The sequence below is a fragment of the Clostridium paridis genome, assembly GCF_016765615.1.
Classification (GTDB): Bacteria; Bacillota; Clostridia; order Clostridiales; family Clostridiaceae; genus Clostridium_T; species Clostridium_T paridis.
The window spans coordinates 303188-320695 of the sequence record NZ_JAESWA010000023.1; the positions used below are offsets into that span (position 1 = coordinate 303188).

The following is a 17508-nucleotide window of genomic DNA, read 5'->3' on the forward strand; positions in this document are numbered from 1 at the left end:
AGAGTTTATTATGCCACAGACGAGAAAAAGTGATAAGATTGCAAATTCAGGTGAAAATGTCCATATAGAAGAAACTAAAAAGAAAGAAATACATTATAAAAATGTTGAAGCAAAAATCGGTAAAGAATCTATTTCAGCTGAGGAACTCGCTGTATATTTAAGTCGTAAGAGAGAATTGTCTGATGGAGATATGTCGGAAAAGACTATTCGACGCTACATTAAGAAGTTGTGTAGGATGAGCAAAGGGCTACTGAAGGATTCTGATTTTAAAGATGGAAATGAAACCAATAGCCCATATTTGTTTAAACCAGAATATCATGGTTTATTGTTATCATTTTTAGATACAGAGTATTTTGGTGGAAAAAAGAATGACCAAAAGTTGTCAGAGAGAATCGTCTTGCATGAGCAGATTGCTGAAAATGTGTCAAAGTATCTTGAGCCAGATATGCAAAAAGATATAATGGAAGATCCCTCATATTTAAATGCGCTCGTTGAAGGACGGTTATCAAAGCGTATTAATAATGAGTTGGCTGGATTGATAAATACAATGTATAATTCTGAACCTGTAATGAGGTATCAGTTCATGATAGAATGTTTGGATAGACTTGTGGCAATTAGAAGATGGATGAATGAATGGGAAGAGAGAATAAAACTAATAAGATGTATGTTTGCGAAGGATGATGAAGATTCAGTGAAACAAGAAGGTGTAGAAGATGATTTATTTAAGTATGATATGCTGGATTCGTTGATGATAAAGTTAATTTATTCAAAGGTTCATAATAAAGAGTATAAATATGTCTCTGATAATGAGTTGCTATCATATCCGACTGCATATATGGCAATGAAACTATATGACATAACTGGACTAAAAGACCATGAAATATATATGATCTTAAATCAAATAGAAGAAAAAGTATCAAATGATTGCCGGTATAGAAATATAATGGAAAAAGCTCACTTATTATTGGATTCACATGATTACCTTGAAGGCAAAATTCTGGATTCTCTTGATAAGATTGTAAAATCTCAAATTGTATCAAATGAAGCAGATATATTTCCAGCGGATTTTAACAGATTGATTCGCTTTATTGAAACTGCAGTACAAGCAGACAAAGCTGCTATAAAAGATATTCTGGGAGATACCTATACTGATGTTGTATTGGATAAGCGAACTATAGATGAAATTATGAAAGTTAAGGATAGAATAGAAAAGCAAAAGTTGTCGGACACATCAAATAAATAATCTTTCCGTCGCCAATGAGGAATATTTATTTTATATTAGAATCAATAAGATAAAGAAAGGATTGGTGACTATAATGGAAGCAAAATGCATTTCATTGCGTTATGAAGCTGGTAACTACAGTATTGGACAAGGCATCTCTGGAGGAGGCATTCCTGGAAAAAGTTATTTTGAGAAAGGTAAAGTGCATCTGCAGCAGGGGTGCGGATGGGAAAAACAAATTGCTCCATCTAGACTTATACTTATGGTAGAAATAAATGGTTGTAATGGTGAAATTTGGGTAGATAGATTTTTTAAGGATGCCGTAGGCAAGTTAACAGCGAAAAGGGTAGAAAAGCTTGAAAAGAATATGCCTGAGAAAATTCATGTGAACGAATATAAAAAGGCTGATGATAGTTTTTATTATACTGTCGACGAGAATGACCTTTACAAGTGGAAAGAGAATGCCAGTTTGTAGAAGTAATAGTATTATTATAATTCAAATTAATCAATGTCAAATTCCAATTTAAAGTTGAGTATTATAAATAGTAATTTATGTTTTGAAAATTAAAATAAATGTTAAAAAATGATACTAAAAAGTAAATGAGAAAGGAAATTTGGTATGACAAAAGCAGATAAGTATATAGGTGAAGGAACAATTATAGTTAGTAATGGTGAGGTTTTGGTTGCAGATGACAATTGCTTACCGAATGTTATTGGGAAAATAGGCCACATTGAGTTATCAATAGAGCAACCTAAAGAAATGATTGGCATATATAGAATTGAACATGTAATGTTATTTAATGAAGATAATGAGGAATTATATGACGATCAAAGTATAGTAGATAATACGGAATATCATGAAGAAGATGAATTAGTAAAAGCACTTACTAATGCTTATGGAGTTTCAATAGACATTGTAGAGATTATATAAATTAGAACATAAGAAAATAAAAAGAGAAGATGTGTGCACCATCTTCTCTTATGCTTTCCTGATTAAAGGAAAGACTCGAATGATTAACTATTTAATCATACCATATGGTGTAATTATATGCAATATTTGGATTTTATTTTAATTAGAACTAAATAAAAGAGTTCAGCATGAAAGCTGAACTCTTTTATTTGGAAATATATAATTACTGAACGTCAAATTTAGTAACTTGTCTTTCAGTTAATTGAGCAGCGTATTTTGCAGTTAATGATCCACCCTTAGTTAAAAAGATATCTTTAGCTATAATTGTATCCATCAAAGTTGATACTTCAGCTTGAGAGATATCGCTTCTAACTCCAGTAACAGTCATTGATATCTTGTCCCCACTTGATGTAACAAAGGTCATTGCTAATGAGTATTCCATAATTTCACCTACTTTCTATAATTAGATTTATGATTTTAAAATACTAGATGTTTGAGATTTTTGATGTTTCACTTAAGAAATAATCTCTAGTAGGATTACTTAAAACTGCTTTCACAGCTTCAGCTACATCAAAAACATTTTGTGCAGCAGCATCAAGTTTAACTCCAGAAAAACTCTTCTTTTTGTAAACTGGATGGCCAGTAGCATCAGTTCCACTTTGAACCTCTATACTTAGAGAAATGGAATTTAAAACCTTATTAACAGCCATATATAGCACCTCCTTTGAAATGTATTCAAAAAAGATATATGCTAAAAGACAAAGTATTGTTGGATTTTCAGAAAAAATATTATGCAACTTTATCGTCATTTCCATTATCTATAACAACTCCAAGTTTAGTTGAAATTATTGTATTAAGCTTATTTATGGATGAAGTTAACCCTGTGATGTTTTTCTCAAGTCTAATCAACAAATAAGCACTAATGGCAACGGGAAACCCTACATTACCAATTAGATTAATAAGTTCATTTACTTCCATATGAAATCACCTCCTTCTCATATAAGATATATGGCGAAGAAAGTGATTTTTATTATTTTTGAACCCCATTTTCAAAAATAATATGATTATAATAATGATTAACTGCAGCATCGAGTATGGAGCTAAGGTAAGCATTGATATCTGGATGCTGAGCTTTAAGCTCATTAAGTTTTCTTACAGTTGATTTTCTAAAGGCATAAGTACGCTTAATTTCAAAAGCTTCTCCATCAATAGGAGGAGTCATACCAAATGCTGTAGGTTTTCCTACACGATTATCAATTAATCCTTCAGCTTTTGTATTTTTAGGTGAGGGCATTTCTTTCGGAGCTATAGGTGGAATAGATTGGTTGCTTTCATTACAGAAGGAAAAGTTTGATAATGGAGTGCCTACTATCACATTACTAAAACCATTTTCTTCATAATTATCTTCAAATGATAAATCATCGGTACTCATAGATTTTTTTGAATTCTTTTTAGCCATTTTAGTTCTCCTTTAAAATTTCTATTCTAAATTAGATATATGAAAAAATAAGAAGTTTTTAATGGGATTTTATAATTTTTGTTAGTTTAAAACTCCTTAAACTAGCATAGAAACTATATATTCTTATGTTTTTATATTTTTTTATGGTTAAGTTCTAATATTTAAAGCTTTATTTAAATATTTAAATTTATATTTTTTTCTTTATAAATTCATATATTGCCTTAAAAATTCCTGATTAAAGCATATATATTTTGTGATGGATTATTAAGGTATGAGGGATTTATCACAAAAATATATAATACAGGAAGGTGTTAATATGATTGAAGATAGGATAACTGTAATTTCTGAAGGTAATCAAAGTTTTGACAAAATGCAAATAGCTCTTGCAATAAAGAATTCAACTTATGAAGATAACTTAAGTTGCTCACTTTTAGAAAATAATATTGTAGATGGATGTGAAGGGTGCAATTTGAAAAAGATATGCAGTGGAATAGAGGAGATTTCAAAGGAATATTATGATAGAACCACAGGGGTTGTGGGGACATTTAGTTTTTAGAGGAGAATAGATGCTTTGAGGGGCATCTATTTTTTTTATGTTCATATTTTGAATATGACTAAGTAATGATGTTAATAATTGTAATATTAATTAGTTAAGGAGTTTTATAAATTGTACTATAAAGGAATGAATATAACATATTTAAATGAATGCGAGATATATGATCTCGTACTAGAAAGAAAAATACCTATTTTCCCACAAGGATTTTGGAATTCAGTATCAAAGGCAGAAGGTAAGAAAATAGCTTTACAGTTACTTAAATATCTTATTGAGAAAAGATTAAAGTTAGATAGGGAAGAAATTTTAAAAAGCCTATCAAAGGATTTTATCCTGAATAATAAGCTTTGGACTCCATGTAAATTATATTTTGGTAAATCTGCAGTTAGATATTTAATGGAGGCTTATCCAAATGAATATAGAGCATTTGAATTTATTGAATGTAGAATACCTCAGGGTTATTGGTGCAACAAGAAAAATAGAATTGATGCAATTAAGTATCTCCTAGAAGAAAAACTTCAATGGAATTTAGAAGATATTAAAGAAAAATTCTATAGGACAATGTTGCTTGAACATGGTTTAGCTACGTTAACAACTTATTATATTAGCAGTTTTGAGATTGTAAATGAAGCGTATCCAAATAAGTTTTATCCTTGGGAACTTAAAAGAAGTTCTGTTGCAACAAATTATTGGAAGGCTGAAGAAAATAGAGTAAGAGCAGTAAAATGGCTTATTGAAGTAAAATTAAAACTTACTCATGATGAGGTTGTAAATGAACTTACCATAGAAGATTTTCATAATAATAAATTAACAACTTTGATAGAGAATTTTTACAATAGATCAATTCCAAGAGCAGTGATTGAGGCTTATGGAGAGGAATATATGCCTTGGGAATTTGGCTATCATAGATGGAATGAAGAGGATGCAAAAAAAGCTGTAATGTGGTTAATAGATAAGTTAAAGAAAGAAAAAGGAAAAGTTCCAAGTGAAATAAGTTATTATGATTTCCAAGATAATAAATTAAGGTTAGTTATTGATAGGTATTATAAGAGTTCACCTAAAAAGGCCGTTTTGGATGTGGGATGAGCAGTGTCTATACGATTATTCTCGTATATGTCTCCTCATACTAATATATTTAGGTGTGCTTTAGGGGAGTTAACAAATACGCGGAACTTAGTATATTTGCGTAAAGGTATAACTTTTACTTAAAAGGTTCTAGTTCCTTTATTATTTTTACTTTTACGTAAGAACTATAAAAGCCTCGATTTGAAATGAGAAATAAAAATAAAAGAAAACCATAAAAGATAAAAAGATGTGTACTATTAGAAATAAATATTTAGTTAAGTAAAACTAATGATATCTAAAGTTTTATGGAGATAATGTAAATACTATGCTATACTATGCTTATCTGTTATTGACTGGAACAAGAGACTAACTATATGAAGTCAATATAATTTAATAAAAAAATTATATTTTTTAGTTTATTAAAAAATTGCATGACAAATAAAGCAACAGTGTTGCTTAGAAAAAAATAAGTGACTACATTTGTGGAACAAATGAGGTGTTGGTTTTTAAGAGATAAAAGATGACACATATTAGTTTTTTATCTACATGGCTCATAGCAACGTGATAATGCTTACCTTCAAGATAGTCCGAAAAGGTTAAATTACGCATAGAAACTGTTCTAGCGTATATTAATATAGCCCAACGTAAGTAGGTAGAACCACGTTTCACCATAGGAGTATGTGAAGCATTATATTTTCCTGATTGATATGTTGATGGATCAAGTCCAGCGAAAGCTAAAAACTTTGCCGGATTAGTAAATCTATCTATATAGCCGATTTCTGCTAGAAGTATAGATGCTAGTGTATAGGAGATTCCCGGAATGCTCATTATAGGAGAATCTATTTCTATAACAACTTCTTTAATTTGATTATCTAAAGCATCTATTTGAGCTTGAACGGATTGAATTAGCCTAATTGTTTGTTGAAGTTCAAAAGATAAAGAACGGGTGCTAGTTCCAATAGAATTTATAGCTGCATTCTTTATTTCAATAGCTTTATCTCTACCATATTTGCCGTTAGTTGCCTTATATAAAATGTTTGTAAGCTTAGTCAAATGACAATTAGATATTTCCTTCGGGTTCGGTAATTCTGATAGGAGAGCATAAGCAGAAGTCTGATGAATTGACCAAACGTGTTTAGGCAATTCGGGAAAATTTATATCAATAAGCCTTGTTATTGATAATTTAAGTTTAGACCTATACCCAATTAATTGAAAGCAATGTCTAGTTAGTGACTTTAACTCTTGAATCTGATATGATGCAGGGGAATAGGATTTTGTATCATCAGATAAAGGCATTTTGGCAATAACTAGTGCATCTGTTTTGTCAGTCTTAGTTCTTCTAAGAGTCTGAGTTTTACGGAAAGGTTTGTAGCCAAGGGGTTGAGACTCGCCAGTTTGAAGCCTTTAGAATACAAGTAATTTTGCAGATTAGTGCTATAATGACCTGTTGATTCAAGTCCTATTTTTACGCTAGAAATATCCTTATTAGGCAGGATGGAAAGTATTGAAGAATAAAGAAATTCAAAACTATCTCGCGAGTTGGATATATGTAAAGAATCGTTAAGAAGAACACAATCTGAATCAATAATGCAGCAATCATGATTGTCTTTAGCTACGTCAATTCCAATATAAATCATAAGAACAGCTTCTTTTTTAATTTAGTCCGCTATGTTCCACTTGCTTCATGCTAAATGTATCCTTGCTCTATATAAAACGTCATGCGGTATCTAACTAATTAACAAATAAGCATAAAGCTGTGGTTAGATCCTCAATTAAAATAGTCTAGCTATAGGTGGAAAAACTAATCCACAGCGTCTTATGACAAGTATAGTAAAAATAATTAAGAAAGGGAAAGTATAATGGATTTTTACTATATGTTCATTATACAAGGTTGATAAGATGGAGTATAACTATAAAAAATTATTTCATTTGTTATTGGAAAAAGACTTGAAAAAGGCTGATTTAGTTAGCTACAAGGTAGCAACAAGTAACGTTCTTTCAAAAATGACTAAAGGTGAACCAGTATCTTTGGAGAGCCTAGGTAAGATTGCAGTATATTTAGAGTGTCAGATTGGTGATTTAGTGGAAGTAATAAAGGAGGGAATTTTAAATGACTAATATATCAAAGCATAAACGTGAAGACATGATTTCATTTCTTAATCAACTACGAGAGCAACATGCCGATGATACGTCGATTATTGCTTTTAATGAGATAGAAACTGCTTTAGTTGAAAAGAAGTATGGTTTAGTTTGGGAAGAACACACCGAAAGAGTTGATGAAGAACTAAAAACAAAAATTCCTGTTTTCGCAGAGGTAAGTGAAAAGAAGATAAATCTGTCAGAGAGCGAAGACTATAATTTTTTACTAGAGGGAGATAATCTTCATAGTCTTTATTTATTAGAAAAAACTCATAGGGGTAAGATAGATATTATATATATAGATCCTCCATATAATACTGGAAACAAAGACTTTAAGTATGACGATAACTATGTAGATGAAGAGGATGGATTCAAACATTCAAAGTGGCTTTCATTCATGGCAAATAGATTGAGATTAGCTAAGTCCTTACTATCAAAGGATGGAATTCTATTCATGAGTATTGATGATAATGAACAGGCTCAATTAAAGATGCTAGCAGATACTATCTTTGGAGATAGTAATTTTATTATTGAAATGCCAAGACAGACGAAAAAAAGTGGTAAAACTACTGGTTCATTCTCAAAGAATCATGATTATGTATTGGTTTATGTGAAGGACAATAAGGACGTATTTAGAATGGAAGAGCATATTGATGATAATTATAAGTATGAAGATGAATTTGTAGAAGAAAGAGGAAAATACAAGTTAAATCAAACATTGGACTATGATAGTTTATCATATAGTGCTAGCTTAGATTACCCACTGGAAGTAGAAGGTGAAATTTTCTATCCAGGTGGAGATTACGATAAATATTTGGAAAGAAAGAATGGTAATCATAAGAGGGCGGATTGGGCATGGAGATGGAATAAAAATCTATTTGATTTTGGTTATGACAATGGGTTTGTTGTTATTAAAAGGAAGAATGATGGAACTGCTAGAATTTATACAAAGACATATCTAAATGCTAAAATAAAGAAAGACAAACAGGGTAAATATTACATAGACTTTGAAAAAAAGACAAAGCCAATGAGTTCTATCGAACTTACAGCAAATATTTATTCAAATGATAGAGCAAAAAAAGATTTAGCTTTCTTTGGATTAGAAGATGAGTTTGATTATTCTAAGCCAGTAGAACTAATTAAAAAACTAATCAAGTGTCATAAAAATAAAAATGCCATTGTGCTCGACTTTTTTGCTGGTTCGGGTACAACTGGCCAAGCTACATTGATTGCAAACATTGAGGATGGTGGGAATAGAAGGTTTATACTGTGCACTAATAACGAGAATGGTATATGTGAAAATGTAACGTACAAAAGAGTACATGATACAATGACACGTTTTGAAGCTACTTTAGAAACAAGTGAATTATTATATGAAGTTCCATTCAATCAGAGACTACTTCAAAATGCAGATAAAATCTTAAGTGAAATCGAAGCAATTAAAAAAGAAAATAATGGACGTTATGATAAAGTAAAAGTTGCATTTGAAGAGAAAAGAGTGTCTGTATATGGAATTGACATTACATCTGTTAGCGAAGGTATAAAGGCGAATTTGAAATATTTTAAAACAAGTTATGTTAATAAGTACGACAATCAAGATATTGTAATATCAGATGAACTATCTCAGTATATAAGTGAGATGATTGAATTAGAAAATGGAATTGACATATCAACTGAGTATTATAAATTAATTATGTCAGAAGAAACTTTAGATGAGTTTGTAAGTAATTCACCGGCTATGAAGAAGTGCGGAACATTGTATATTTCATCTGATATTTTGTTGACTGCAAAACAAGAACGTTTGCTCAAGGAAAATAACATTGAGGTTAATATTGTCCCAGATTGTTACTTTGCAACAGAGCTAAAGGAGGTTGGAGAACTATGATAAATTTACTAGATGGACTGTTTGAATTTCAAGAGAACTGTGTAAGTTTTCTACTAGATAAATCGTCAGACTTAAATAGCAAACAGGTAATTCTTGTGAAAAGCCCTACTGGAAGTGGCAAGACGATTATGCTAATAGATTTTATTGATAAATATCTTGATAATATAGATCCTGAGACATGTTTTGTATGGTTATGCCCAGGAGACGGTGAATTGGAGGAACAAAGTAAGTCTAAGATGGATAAGTTCCTAAATAACCGTCCTACAAATGATATTAACGATGTATTGTTACAAGGGTTTAATCAAGGAGAAACAACCTTTATAAATTGGCAAAAGGTTACTAAGAAAGGTAACAAGGCGATTACTGATAGTGAACGTTCAAATTTATTTGAGAGAATTGCTGATGCCCATCGTAAGGGAATCACATTTATGGTCATTATCGATGAGGAGCACAGAAATAATACGTCCAAAGCAAAAGATGTTATTGATGCTTTTTCAGCAAAAAACATCATTCGTGTTTCAGCAACAACTAAGGAGGACAAGTTATCTGAATGGTATGAGATTAATGAAATTGATGTTATTAACTCTGGATTAATAACTAGAGCTTTATACGTAAATGAGGGAATAGAGGATTCCATAAGCTATGATATTGCAAATGAGCACGATTATTTGATTAATCTTGCTGATGAAAAACGTAAAGCAATAGCAGAGGAGTATCAAAGATTAGGGAAGGTAATTCGACCACTTGTTATAATACAATTTCCCAACTCATCAGATGTAATGATAAAAACAGTAGAGAGAAAGCTTGAAAACATGGGTTATAGCTATAAAAATGGTATGTTAGCTAAGTGGTTAGATAATGACAAAATCAATATAGATAATATCACACCTAATGATAGTATTCCTGTTTTTTTATTGATGAAACAAGCAATATCCACTGGTTGGGATTGTCCAAGAGCAAAAGTGCTTGTAAAACTACGTGAAAATATGAGTGAAGATTTTGAAATTCAAACAATTGGTAGATTAAGACGTATGCCAGAAACTAAGCATTACGATAATACCTTATTGGATAATTGCTATCTTTATACTTTTGACGAAAAGTACAAGGAGAGTGTTTTGGGTGGGGGGAATGCCTTTGAAGTCAAAAGAGTATTCTTAAAGGATAAGTGTAAGACATTTACATTAACTAAGCAGACAAGAGACCTTGATTTTGACATGTTAGGTGAAAAGGAAACTTTAATTAAAGCATATAAGTTTTTGCAGGAAAAATATAAGCTTTCTGAGAACTTTAATGATAATAAGAAAATATTAGAAGCCAACAGCTTTATCTTTGGAACAACACTAACAGAAAATGTGCGACAAGGGAAATTTATAAAAACTGCAGACATAGCACGAAATGATTTAGGTGGCTTCTTAAGTGTTAATTTTGAGGTCAACACACATAGCAACGGAATAGATTTACTTCACTCTATTGATATGATTAAACGTGAAATAGGAATGACAAGTCAAAAGACAAAAGCAATACTAAAACATCTATTCTTTTCCAAGACTAGAAGTCAGTATAAGCTATTAAAATTAGATAACCGTGAATGGTATGCATTTATGATTAATAATCGCAGACAGTTACGTGATGATTTTGCAGATTTAACCGCACAAAGCGTACGTCAGATAAATATGGCGTTAATGCCAAAAACGAGTGAGTTTAGGATACCACTTGAAGAACTATATAGGTGTGACCCTACGGATACAGATGTAGAAGAAATTTTAAGTAGTGCCTATGAAAAGTATAATAGTAGTATGGTAGTTGAAGGCATAAGGTCAAAGAGCGAGAGGTTGCTAGAAAATTATTGTGAAGATAATGAGAACGTTGATTGGGTATACAAGAATGGAGATAAGGGATTACAATACTTCTCAATTGTGTATACAACTTCACTACAACACCAACAGTTATTTTATCCAGATTACATTGTGAAATTAAAAAATGGTGATGTATGGATACTTGAAACAAAAGGTGGGGAACTAAATGGACAGGATAAGAACATTGATAAACAAGTATGCAACAAGTTTAATGCTTTTAAAGAATATGCTGAATTTTACAATGTTAAATGGGCGTTTGTGAGAGATAAGAATGAAAAATTGAAATACAACAATACAGAATACTCTGACCAATTGATTAGTGAGAATTGGAAACCACTAAAGGATTTATTTTAGGTGAACGCTATGGAAGTAAAATCGAGTAAAAAGTATAGGTACTGTCAGATTTCAGAAAATGTCATAATGTTTATGAAGAATGATAGTATAGGACAAGAAGTATATGATACTGTTGAAAAGATAGTTGATAATACTGTGAATACTTGGCAAAAAAGTAGGACAAGAGAAGAAATGGTTCATGACACCTTGCAGGGTAAATTGGCTGAGGATATGTACTCTGATTTCATCCAGTTTTATCAACCTGAACAGACTATTTTGTATTTATCTTATGATGACTTTCGAGAAGATGAGTTTGAGAAACATGCACCTATAGATGGGATACTATATCTATCAGGGAATAAATGGTTGCAGGCTGGATTGGACTTAATAAATAATGATGTTCAGAATAATCAGTACGGAAAAGTATCACCAAACACGCTAGCATATTTAAAATCAAAAGGGTTATATACTGTTGAAGTTAAGTCATCTCGAGTACCAGATAAGGATTACAATGGAATTAATAAAAAAGAATTCAGTAAAGCACAACAACAGCAGCAACTTATAAGCAATTTGAGAAAAAGAGATTTTTTTGTTTACCCAGAATTTTCGAGGACTATAGGAAAGACAGTTCATAATTTTAACGATTATTGCAAGTATGTAGTAGAATATCATAGCCAGTTTGCTGGACTTTCAGAGCAAGAATTGATTCAAGAAATAGTTATTAAAGAGCTAGAAACAAAGTGTGATATATATACAAGAATTTTTATGGACTGGAATACTACTGAATCAATTATTGGGTATATAACAGGATATGCATTAGGAACTGACTTCTTTATAGAGCCACGAATTATAAATATGTCAAGAAAAGATAAATCAGAAAATGCTCTTTACTACGTATTCCCAATAGAAAGCTGTAGAAACTTATTAGATATTTTCCACGACAATCGACTTTGGTAAAAGCGACTATTTAAAGTATTACTTGCTAGTTGATTTGGAAGATTTAGGTAAGTGACTTATCGTGAAAATTTCCTTTTTTATTTAAAATAAGAACTTCCTGTTTCAGATCTATAACTTTTGAAATGAAAATTAAATTTCAGGTTGCTGTTGAAGTTGAACTGGAGTTAGGAAGTCTGACTATGGCTATGGTGAATCATAAACGTGTAGACCATGGTTTATGCTGAAATGTTGCAATAGATTTCCTCATAAGGTATTATCAAGAGGCTTTAAAAACATCTAGGGTTGTTGAACCACAGAAATTTGCAAAGAATATGGGCTTTACAGTATAAATGATGTATTATTAGATTTATCACTTTTCTTTTATTATCTTTTTACCAATAATATTTGTTCATGAAATTCTTTATGTAGCTTCATATAAGTTATTTTGTAGTAGAATAAAGTATGGTGCCTGAGATAAAAAAAGTGGAAAATAAATATGTTAATATTATAATTAAATAAAACAATGAGAACAGGCAATGTACGGTGATTGTCTGTTTTTTAATATTATATTTTAAATAGAGTTATGTCTATTGGTTAAAATATAAGATATATAAATAGAAAAGCATCATGATAAAATATTATTTGATGCTTTTATTACGTTGCTACTAATTATCAAATACAACTAAATTATATTTCATTAATAAGAGCTAATTTCAATTTATTAAGAATACTATTTTTCAAATTAACAACTTTTGAATAGGAAATGTTACTATTTAAAGAATATTGTCTTAAGGTATGCTTTTTGAGGAACACATAGTCAACAAGATTCTTTTCATCAGGACTAAGCTCATTAATTGCCTTCTTTAGCTTGGAAATAGCAATTCTTTTAATAATCTCATCTTCAAGAAATTCCATGGCATATGAAAGTATTGTTCAAGATTATCACTAAAAATTAACGTAACTTCACCACAATTTATTTCTTTTGATAGTAGAGAGATTTAAATTGATTGGGTAGTTTGAAAAGGGCGTGAACTTTTGGGGTTCATGTCCTTTTTTTATTTTGTATTATATGTTTGATGTTGTAATAAATATAATATTATGTAGAAATATGGTAATAGTTATTATAAAATGAATATGAGCATAAGAAATTATGATTTGAAAGTTGATATTTATATGGAAGTAAGGAGAGGATTTGCTATGAAAATAGATTTTAAGGGTAATAGGTGGTATAAATGTGATTTTCATTTGCATACGCCAGCAAGTGAATGCTTTACTGATAAAAGTATTACACCAGAACAATTTATAGAAAAGGTAATAGAAAGAGGATTGGACTGTATTTCAGTAACAGATCATAATTCAGTTGAGTGGATCGATAAAATAAGAAATGAAGGGAATGAAAAAGGGATAACAGTTTTTCCTGGAGTGGAGATAACATGTAGTGATAGTAAAATTCATCTATTAGTACTTTTTGACATAGATGTAGAGGTGGTTAGAATACAGGATTTTATGAGGGATGCAGGTATTAAAAGAGAAGATTTTGGAAAACAGACTGCTCATTCTATTAAGAGCGTAATTGAGGTTGCAAAAATTGCAAGTGAATCCGGTGCCATTGTAATCCCAGCACATGTAGATAGTTATAGTGGGTTAGCTAACACTTCATATCAAATACAGAAAGATTTCTTAAATCTTAAGACTATTTCAGCAGTACAAATGGTAAATAAAGAATTAATAATAGGAAAAAAAGTAGATATTAAAAAGGAAGAATTGTATTTAAAGTTGTCTCAGGCTGATTCTGAATTATCTATGGGAGTGGTCGGTGATTATGTAGAGTGTAGCAAGCTTGTGAAAGATAGAGAATATGGAATATTAACATTTTCAGATAATCCGGAATCGGAAGGTTCTAGTAAACATGGATTATGGGGGATTGGAAAAGAATATTCATGGATTAAGATGGATGAAAGTCCTAGATTAGAAAGTTTAAGGCAAGCAATGTTATTTCCAAGTATAAGAATAAAAACATGTTATGAAGAAGATAATTCAAAAGTTAATAAGTTGCCGGATTTATGGATAAAAAGTATTTATGTAAAAGACATTGAGGTATTAGGGAGTAAACCATTAGAAGTCGAATTTAATCCACAATTAACAGCAGTCATAGGTGGTAGAGGTAGTGGGAAATCAACTATTGTAAGGTTATTAACTGCTATTTTTGCAATGGATAATATAAAAGAATTAAATGATTTATACGAAGAATTTCTTAGTTTTTATAAAATAAAAACAAAAACTGAAGGAGTTTTAAAATCTACTTCTGAAATAAAAGTAGAAGTTGTAAGGAACTCTATACTATATAAAGTTATTGCAAAGAATTTTAGTGGTAGTAATAGTTGTGATTTAAAGGTCGAAAAATATGATTCGGATTCACAGATATTTGTACCTATAGATGAAAGCGTTGAAGATTTATTTAGAGTAGATATATATAATCAAAAGCAAATATATAAGTTAGCACAAAATACAAATTCACTTAGAGATAAAGTTGATTCAATGATAGATTCAATTGAATCTCATAAAAAAGAAGCTAATATGTGTATGTCTAGATATAAGATTCAATATTCAAAAATTAGAGAAATTGAAATGAGTTTATCATCTAAGCGAAAGTTATCTGCTGAGTTGAACGATATTTCTGAAAAGATAGATACATATAGGCAAAGTGGGATAAAAGATTTATTACAAGAATATGAGATATTTAATAAAGAATATATTTTATTATCACGATTTGCTAAAGATTTAGATGAAAAAATTAATTTGATAGATAATTTTAAAGAAGAATTTAGTAGAAATAGCGAAGTAATAGATTTAAGTGCATTTAATGATAATTATAATAGTGAGTTGAATATGATATTAGAGGGTAGTAATAAGGAGTTTTATAGAAATGTACATGCACTGGTAGAAATTAAGGCTTCACTGGAAAAGTTAAAATTTAATTATATGGAAGGTATTAAGGGAACAAATTGGTATAAGGATTATATAGATCTAGAGAAAAGGTATAATGATAAGATAAATATCCTAAAAGATATGGGAGTAGATATAGAGAGGATAAGTGTATTATTAAAAAATAAAGAGGAGAAACAAAATGAATTAGATATACTTGAGAGAAAGGAAAGTCAACTGAAAGATGAGTATGGAAAATTGGGAAATATAAAAGATGAGTATATTAAATTAAGAGAACTTATAAGTAATGAAAGGGCTCAATTCACAAGAAAACTGTTGGAATATACCAACATTAAAATAAAGATAAAGAAGTTTAGAGATTATGACAACTTTATTTTTAAGTTCAGAGAGATATTACAAAAGCCTTCTGGATTTAATGATGAAATTGATGAAATAGCAAAAAAGTGCTTTGAAAGAGATATAAAAAGAGGGGTAACTTCATTAATTGAAGAAATAAAAAGTGTTAAGTATGATAATATGATGCTATTTAGAGGCAAATTTAATAAGGTTATTAATTCTTTGAATGATGAGCAGATAGCAGAACTACAATTGTTATTGCCAGAAGATGATATTCAGATAGAGTATAAACCAAATAATTCATCTGGATATAAATCATTGCAAAATGCTTCAGCCGGACAAAGAACATCTGCAATTCTTACATTTATATTAGCAGATGGGATAGTTCCGCTTATTTTAGATCAACCAGAAGATGATCTAGATAACCATTTAATTTATGATTTAGTTGTAGAAAGAGTGAAAGAGTGTAAAGAAAAACGACAGATAATAGTTATTACTCATAATGCGAATATACCTGTAAATGGTGATGCAGAATTAATTATTGCAATGAATTCAGATTCTAAGAATATAGAAGTATTTAAACAAGGAACTATAGAAGATAATAAGTTAAGAGATGAAATTTGTAATGTTATGGAGGGAGGAGAAAAAGCTTTTTTAATGAGGGCTAATAGATATTCATTATTAAATATATAGACTTTGAAGGGTTATTTTGCCTGTTTACTAGTGTATATTATAGTAATATAAATATAATACTTTTCGTAATATAAATACTTTTTATGAGTTTTGATGAACAATGATGGAAAATGAGTAGTATCTGTTTGTAAGTTAATCAACTTTAGCGGCAATTGAAATATGATAGATAGTGAATGTATGTGAATTGTGTTTAAATGAAAAAAATTTAAATAGTTTATGTATAGAGGACTAAGAAAATGGATAAACATTTGTATCAAATATAAGGTAATGTAAATATAAAAAAGTATAAGTTAATATATTATGTCCTTAAAAACAAGGGATTGGTTTATTAGAATTTAGAAGCTGATTATCAGCTTCTTTTTATTCTCGTGTTATTTTGTAGGGGGAATGTTGGTGGAATAAAATAACTCGAAACTCTGATTTATTGAAATTAATTGTTCATTCACATAAAGACCACATAGGAATACCAGTAAAGGGTGGACATGCCTTGCTGTGAAACTTTATATGGACATGTCTTTTTAATGCATGTACATGCAAGGTTTCTACAGGGAGCATGTCCGCCCTCGTGCACTCTGCCGGGTACCTAAATAAAGGACCAGCTAAAGTCATGCAGTACTTAGTTTGTAGAAGGCTCGGATTAAGGAGAGACTTATACAAACTTAGAAATGCCAGACGAGAGCTAGTCCTTTTTTGGGTGGCAGTTAAAGTGCAAAAAGATATAATGTAGAGAGAAATATAATAATAACTACTATATAGAATATAAGGTACTGTAAATACATCTTTAGGTATATGAAGATAGTAGAAACGGATTAATCAAAAATTCATGAGCAATGTATTATTTGTAAGAATGTTATATTGAGAAGTAATATATTCTAATTATTACCTTTGGACATGCTTATTTTTGTTCTTAAAAGGAATACCACAGAACAAACAAATATATGCTTGTCCAAAGCTTCCTTTTTGGTATTAAAGTTCAAATGGCACTCTTAAGGAATTAGTTGTTCGTATATATAGTGAGATGAACAATATATGTTGATAAAAATAGAAAGTGTCTTTTGAACTGATACGCCTTAGCGGATTTTATGCTATGGACTAGTTTATCTGCTGGTTCATCAAAGGACCTCTTCAGAGTTCCAGCTGATAAGATTGTCCATAGTCTCCATTCGACAAGAGGG

At 30.3% G+C, this 17508-nt stretch carries 15 protein-coding genes and 1 pseudogene; 10 read left to right on the plus strand and 6 right to left on the minus strand.

Features of this window, described 5'->3' with window-relative positions:
- The first annotated feature begins 10 nt into the window (after window positions 1–10).
- The 3 genes from JK634_RS14585 (at window position 11) to JK634_RS14595 (ending at window position 2153) form a co-directional block, all read left to right on the plus strand.
- Window positions 11–1243, plus strand: coding sequence for a hypothetical protein (locus JK634_RS14585; RefSeq protein ID WP_202768404.1), 1233 nt, complete (start codon window positions 11–13; stop codon window positions 1241–1243).
- Between the two features lie 73 nt (window positions 1244–1316).
- Window positions 1317–1697, plus strand: coding sequence for a hypothetical protein (locus JK634_RS14590; protein ID WP_202768405.1), 381 nt, complete (start codon window positions 1317–1319; stop codon window positions 1695–1697).
- A 144-nt stretch (window positions 1698–1841) separates the two neighbouring features.
- On the plus strand, window positions 1842–2153 hold the full coding sequence (locus JK634_RS14595; protein ID WP_202768406.1) for a hypothetical protein: 312 nt from the start codon (window positions 1842–1844) through the stop codon (window positions 2151–2153).
- Window positions 2154–2355: 202 nt separating this feature from the next.
- Here the strand turns inward: JK634_RS14595 and JK634_RS14600 are convergent, their stop codons facing one another.
- The 4 genes from JK634_RS14600 to JK634_RS14615 form a co-directional block, all read right to left on the minus strand.
- Window positions 2356–2574 carry a DUF2922 domain-containing protein gene (locus JK634_RS14600; RefSeq protein WP_202768407.1) on the minus strand — a complete coding sequence of 73 codons (219 nt, stop codon included), beginning with the start codon at window positions 2572–2574 and terminating at the stop codon, window positions 2356–2358.
- Window positions 2575–2617: 43 nt separating this feature from the next.
- Window positions 2618–2842 carry a DUF1659 domain-containing protein gene (locus tag JK634_RS14605; RefSeq protein WP_202768408.1) on the minus strand — a complete coding sequence of 75 codons (225 nt, stop codon included), beginning with the start codon at window positions 2840–2842 and terminating at the stop codon, window positions 2618–2620.
- 79 nt (window positions 2843–2921) lie between these two features.
- On the minus strand, window positions 2922–3110 hold the full coding sequence (locus tag JK634_RS14610; protein ID WP_202768409.1) for a YvrJ family protein: 189 nt from the start codon (window positions 3108–3110) through the stop codon (window positions 2922–2924).
- 52 nt (window positions 3111–3162) lie between these two features.
- Window positions 3163–3591, minus strand: coding sequence for a hypothetical protein (locus tag JK634_RS14615; RefSeq protein ID WP_202768410.1), 429 nt, complete (start codon window positions 3589–3591; stop codon window positions 3163–3165).
- A gap of 316 nt (window positions 3592–3907) precedes the next feature.
- On the opposite strand from JK634_RS14615, the gene JK634_RS14620 reads away from it, so the two are divergent.
- Entirely contained in the window at window positions 3908–4147 is a 240-nt protein-coding gene (locus JK634_RS14620) for a hypothetical protein (protein WP_202768411.1), read from the plus strand.
- A gap of 111 nt (window positions 4148–4258) precedes the next feature.
- A complete protein-coding gene (locus JK634_RS14625; RefSeq protein ID WP_202768412.1) occupies window positions 4259–5230 on the plus strand; it encodes a DUF4046 domain-containing protein in 972 nt (323 codons plus the stop codon).
- 453 nt (window positions 5231–5683) lie between these two features.
- On the opposite strand, the pseudogene JK634_RS14630 reads toward JK634_RS14625, so the two are convergent.
- Window positions 5684–6846, minus strand: a pseudogene (locus tag JK634_RS14630) (IS110 family RNA-guided transposase).
- Between the two features lie 262 nt (window positions 6847–7108).
- Here JK634_RS14630 and JK634_RS14635 point away from each other — a divergent pair.
- The 4 genes from JK634_RS14635 to JK634_RS14650 are packed head-to-tail and all read left to right on the plus strand — an operon-like array spanning window position 7109 to window position 12379.
- The gene (locus JK634_RS14635; RefSeq protein WP_202768413.1) at window positions 7109–7327 is read left to right on the plus strand and encodes a helix-turn-helix domain-containing protein; all 219 of its coding nucleotides are present in this window, start codon (window positions 7109–7111) and stop codon (window positions 7325–7327) included.
- The gene (locus tag JK634_RS14640; RefSeq protein WP_202768414.1) at window positions 7320–9233 is read left to right on the plus strand and encodes a site-specific DNA-methyltransferase; all 1914 of its coding nucleotides are present in this window, start codon (window positions 7320–7322) and stop codon (window positions 9231–9233) included. The genes JK634_RS14635 and JK634_RS14640 overlap by 8 nt, the downstream gene beginning before the upstream one ends.
- Complete coding sequence (locus tag JK634_RS14645) at window positions 9230–11443, plus strand: DEAD/DEAH box helicase (RefSeq protein ID WP_202768415.1); 2214 nt, start codon at window positions 9230–9232, stop codon at window positions 11441–11443. The genes JK634_RS14640 and JK634_RS14645 overlap by 4 nt, the downstream gene beginning before the upstream one ends.
- 9 nt (window positions 11444–11452) lie before the next feature.
- The gene (locus JK634_RS14650) at window positions 11453–12379 is read left to right on the plus strand and encodes a hypothetical protein (protein WP_202768416.1); all 927 of its coding nucleotides are present in this window, start codon (window positions 11453–11455) and stop codon (window positions 12377–12379) included.
- 666 nt (window positions 12380–13045) lie between these two features.
- Here the strand turns inward: JK634_RS14650 and JK634_RS14655 are convergent.
- Window positions 13046–13273 (minus strand): sigma-70 family RNA polymerase sigma factor, encoded by a 228-nt coding sequence (locus tag JK634_RS14655; RefSeq protein ID WP_202768417.1) that lies wholly within the window; start codon window positions 13271–13273, stop codon window positions 13046–13048.
- Window positions 13274–13555: 282 nt separating this feature from the next.
- Between JK634_RS14655 and JK634_RS14660 the strand changes: the two genes are divergently transcribed.
- A complete protein-coding gene (locus tag JK634_RS14660) occupies window positions 13556–16333 on the plus strand; it encodes a TrlF family AAA-like ATPase (RefSeq protein WP_202768418.1) in 2778 nt (925 codons plus the stop codon).
- Window positions 16334–17508 lie beyond the last annotated feature (1175 nt).